The sequence below is a fragment of the Mesorhizobium sp. M4A.F.Ca.ET.022.05.2.1 genome, from assembly GCF_003998845.1.
Taxonomy (GTDB): domain Bacteria; phylum Pseudomonadota; class Alphaproteobacteria; order Rhizobiales; family Rhizobiaceae; genus Mesorhizobium.
In genome coordinates this window covers 1-4,158 of the sequence record NZ_RZOJ01000487.1, presented here as the reverse complement: position 1 = coordinate 4,158, position 4,158 = coordinate 1, and the positions used below count along the sequence as shown (strand labels likewise).

Genomic DNA, 4,158 nt, shown 5'->3' with positions numbered 1-4,158 from the left:
GCGCCCATCGTCTAGCGGTCAGGACACCGCCCTTTCACGGCGGTAACAGGGGTTCGATTCCCCTTGGGCGTACCAGCAAGCACTTTGCTGACAATCTCCCTTCGCTGTCCAATTTTTGGCCAATATCCCTCCGGCTTTGTCGGCGCGGGCGATACCTGTCACGCTCCCGCTCCTCATGCGATATAGAGGGGGAAATGTGAACTGCAGTTCTTTGCCTGGCTGTTGCGGCTGTCGCCGGCTGCTCTAACAGCGAACCCCGATATGAGGTTTCACAGAGCTCGGCGTCTTCGCCGACCCTTACAACTCTCAGCAGACTACAATCCTGCCTGCTGATTGCCGGCCTCATCGCGGCGCTTCAGTCCGCAGACGTTGACGTGGCAACCATTCTCGCCGCCCCGGTGCAGAAGGCCCCGCTACTCAACGCGGCGCTTGCTGGCGCCCCTCCGGCCCCGACGCCTGGCGGTAGTCACAACTCGACCCGTATCGCAACCACGGGCTTTGTTCAACAGGCCATAGCCCTGTTCAAGGCGGCGGCAAGCACTTTCACCGCCCGGCTGTCCTTCGTCGGCGGCGCCACCGGCAACAGCGCTATGGCGAACGCTGCCGGCAATCTCGGCGAAGTCATGCTGCAGGGCAACGGCACCGGCGCGGCCATTATGGCTTTGCACCGCCCGAGTGCATACGCCGCCTAGCGGCTGGTCGATGGGCGCCGCCGCCTATGAAATCGTCGCCATGGGCAACTACACCACTCTTTTGGACGCGAGGTATGCTCTACCAGGCGCTGCCGCCCCGGCAGCCATTGTTGAGGATCAGAAAGCCGCAGGCACACATGGCGGTGGCGCAACGGCAGGTTCGTGGCAGGCGACCTGAACACTGAAGTTCGCGACCCGTTTGGGTTCATTTCCGTTTCTTCAAACACATTTACGGCCACGGTAGCGGGGGTGGTTGAGTGGTCTGCCCCATCCTGGGCGGTGGGCCTCATGCAGACGCGACTCTATAACGTGACAGATGCTGTTGTTGCTGCCTACGGCACGTCAGAACGGTCCGGCTTCGGATCGGATGGCGTAACCCGCAGCTTCGGCGCGGCCCCCATCGTCGCGGGGAAAAACTTCTCGGTTGGAGCATCGCGTTGAAAGAACGCGCGCCTCAACGGGTTACGGCTATGCAAACAATTTCGGCGGAACGGAAGTTTATAGCCGTGTTCAGCTCTGGCGAACCTGAAGATAGCGGCGGGCGAACTCTTCGGCGGGCAAGTCAAACGCTGCGCGCTCGGCTTTTTGCGTCAGGCCAGTTCCACCATTTGATTTCCTGCAAGCTCGCTATCGTCTTGTCAGCGAAACGCCGCTTAATGACCTTGGCAGGGTTGCCGCCAACCAGCGTGTAGGGCGCCACGTCTTTAGTTACGACGCTGCCGGCAGCTATGACGGCGCCGTCGCCGATGGTCACGCCGGACAGGATGACGGCCCGAGCGCCGATCCAGACATCATTCCCGACTATGATCGGTCCTTTGGACATCAAATATTCCAGGTTCTTTTTCTGCCGGAATATCCTGGACTGAAAAGGGAAGGTCGAAGCCGTGTCGGTGGGGTGATCGGCCTGGCACAGAAAGAGCACGCCCGGACCAACCGAGCAAAAAGCCCCTATTTCTACCGGCGATTTTGCGGTGCAGTTCAGAAACGTGCTGGCATTTACGCCGTGGGTCTCTCGGCCGACTCTCGCATGGCGCGGTATCGTATCCGGCCCGGCAAGCAACCCAAGCTTAATACGCAATTTCTTGAATGCCATAACTCAATCCTGGTGAAGAGCTTATAGATGACTAACTTTGTCTTGGTCGAAAACGGCTTTGTCGTCCAGTCGGATGGGGGTGCGAAACGGAAGAGCATCCGCAAGGCTTCATTGCGGCGCCCGACGAGGTAGTGCTCGGCTTTCTGCGTGATGGCGAGGCGTTCGCGGCTCCGCTGCCTTCGCCGCCGACGGTGCCCGAGGCGATTTCAGATCGGCAGTTCTTCAAGCCCTGGCGGTACAAAGGATCATCAGCCAGGCCGAAGCGCTGGGGGCCTGTGAAGACGGCTGAGATACCCGCAGCAATGACGGCCTTGGTTGCCGGATTCCTCCAATCAATTCGCTGTCAGTATTGTCGGTGCCCAAAGCTGGCACCGCGCTCTGTCCATCCGAGCGTGAATTCGTCGTCGGCAGTCTCCTCCAGGTCGCAACCGGCATCCATCAAGTCGAGCGCGTCGCTGGCCAGCGGAGAGCAAAGCGATGACAATCTTATATTAGCAACCTCTTGTATTTCTGCCGAAGCAGGATCATGCTTGGAGAGCGGGCGGAGGGAGGCCACCAGAGTAACCGTGGTTTGAAGGGGTTAGGTCTATGGAAGCTGTTTGTAACGTTCCCAGCGCATTCTGTCAGTTGTCATTCCTCATCAGCGTCGCGATGACGTTTCTCGTCATGACACCGTTCGCGGCCACGCGCTTGCTGGTGTTGAGGATGCGCAAGCATTCCATGGGAGAGCTTCAGCCCTCTTGAGAGAGGGGGTTCCGATGCGAACGTTTATGCTCATCCTTGTCGCGGTTGCCGCGTTCTTCGCATGGGACGGGCTGTTGAACGATGGCCGGTATACGGATCAGATATTCAATCTCGAATTCCGGCAAGCAGCGCTCAGTCTGCCGAGTGACATTTCCTACGGCTACGAAGGCAAGTTCAACCGCTGACGCATTGAGGCCGGCCCAGTATGCCTGCCTTGCACCGCGCGGCATTTTCTGACCTTGGGAAAAGCCGCAGTCGGCGGCGTGAAGCTCGTGTCCGAGCCCGTAACGGTTATGACCGACCGTGATGCGAATTTCGTCCAGATGGCCGTTCATCGGGTCGCCGCCGAATTGCGAATTGCCGAGCGAGCTTCGCCTGCGGAAACGAGTCATGTCTACTCAAATTGACGTATGCCCTCCCGTAAAGACAACCTTTGGTACATGTGCTAATAAAGAAATTGCTAATAAAGATCGATCTTACAGGAGGATGCAATGCCGTCCTTGAGGTGGGTTGCTGTTGTCGCGCTTGCCGCGACGCTCAACAATGCGACACCGATAGCCGCCGCCGAAACAGTCGGCAAGGCAGTCGTGATCAAGACTGCCGTCACCGGCGCAACCGGACCGCTGGTGGTCAGCGCACCCGTTCACCGGGACGAACGTATCAGGACATCCAATACCGGGCTTGGCCAATTCGTGTTCATGGATGGCACCAAGCTGGCGGTAGGGTGGGGTTCTTCCGTCGTCATCGACAAGTACGTCTTCAACGATGATAATTCGGTGAAGAACCTTACCATCCGCGCTGCCAAGGGAACGTTTCGCTGGATAAGCGGAAGTTCGTCCTCGTCCGCCTACCAGATCGTCACGCCTGCAGGCACGATAGGCGTGCGGGGAACAGCATTCGATGTTCACATCGCGCCCAACGGCAAAACCGCCGTCGTGCTCCTGAAGGGGTCGGCTCGGTTCTGCAGCGGTGGCGGATGCCGGGAACTGAAGCAGCGCTGCGATTGTGTGGTCGCGTCGCCATCAGGCGCCATGAGCGACGTTACCAAGGTCAATCGATCTGTGCTCACCGCACTCGGCACCCAGCGGGCGTTGCCGTTTCTGACCGGCACTCAGCAGCTTTCGGGAGGCTTCGGTACGGGCGGAAATTGCGGGCTTACGGCCGCCATTCAGCAGGAGCATACGCCGCGGCCGCAGCAGCAACGGGCGCCCAGTCCACCCAGTCCGGGCACACCCAATCCGCCGGATCCGCCGGACCCGCCGGCCCCGCCAACGGATGATGGCAACAACGGTCATGGAAATGACCCCGGCAAGCACGACCCCAGCAATCCCGGAAAATCCTACGGTCCTGGCAAGAAGGGATAGGGCGGCGGCAAGAGCAACGGATAGCTGCTCTTTTTTCTGGCGCTTCCGCTATTCGGCTTCGCTGGCCGGTCGGGGCTAAGTGCTTCTAGATCGGTGTGGCCGAACTCATTGCCCTTGAAGAGCAGCGAGCGCGGCGGTCAACTGCCCTGTCCAAATGCAGGTCAGGAGTTGGAGCCGAATTGTTGCTCCGCATAGCCGGCATTCGCTTCCACCGCCGCTCCCGCCCGTTTGGCAAGAAAATCATCCGCTCTGCGCGATATCCTGC

4 protein-coding genes and 1 tRNA gene are annotated in these 4,158 nt (G+C 59.5%); 3 read left to right on the top strand and 2 right to left on the bottom strand.

What is annotated here, in order from left to right:
* Window positions 1-75 (top strand) — tRNA-Glu (locus EN745_RS31170).
* Window positions 76-374: 299 nt separating this feature from the next.
* Window positions 375-692, top strand: coding sequence for a hypothetical protein (locus tag EN745_RS31165; RefSeq protein WP_127423019.1), 318 nt, complete (start codon window positions 375-377; stop codon window positions 690-692).
* Window positions 693-1,254: 562 nt separating this feature from the next.
* On the opposite strand, the gene EN745_RS37560 is transcribed toward EN745_RS31165, so the two are convergent.
* Together EN745_RS37560 and EN745_RS31155 are read right to left on the bottom strand one after the other, a co-directional pair.
* Window positions 1,255-1,785, bottom strand: coding sequence for a CatB-related O-acetyltransferase (locus EN745_RS37560; RefSeq protein ID WP_127423018.1), 531 nt, complete (start codon window positions 1,783-1,785; stop codon window positions 1,255-1,257).
* Window positions 1,786-2,516: 731 nt separating this feature from the next.
* Window positions 2,517-2,921 carry a hypothetical protein gene (locus EN745_RS31155; protein WP_127423017.1) on the bottom strand — a complete coding sequence of 135 codons (405 nt, stop codon included), beginning with the start codon at window positions 2,919-2,921 and terminating at the stop codon, window positions 2,517-2,519.
* A gap of 99 nt (window positions 2,922-3,020) precedes the next feature.
* On the opposite strand from EN745_RS31155, the gene EN745_RS31150 reads away from it, so the two are divergent.
* Window positions 3,021-3,893 carry a FecR domain-containing protein gene (locus tag EN745_RS31150; RefSeq protein WP_126054243.1) on the top strand — a complete coding sequence of 291 codons (873 nt, stop codon included), beginning with the start codon at window positions 3,021-3,023 and terminating at the stop codon, window positions 3,891-3,893.
* Window positions 3,894-4,158: the final 265 nt, after the last annotated feature.

Excerpts from the sequence above, each read along its gene's own strand:
- EN745_RS37560 (WP_127423018.1), bottom strand. The coding sequence starts at position 1,785 with ATGGCATTCAAGAAATTGCGTATTAAGCTTGGGTTGCTTGCCGGGCCG.
- EN745_RS31155 (WP_127423017.1), bottom strand. The coding sequence starts at position 2,921 with ATGACTCGTTTCCGCAGGCGAAGCTCGCTCGGCAATTCGCAATTCGGC.
- EN745_RS31150 (WP_126054243.1), top strand. The coding sequence starts at position 3,021 with ATGCCGTCCTTGAGGTGGGTTGCTGTTGTCGCGCTTGCCGCGACGCTC.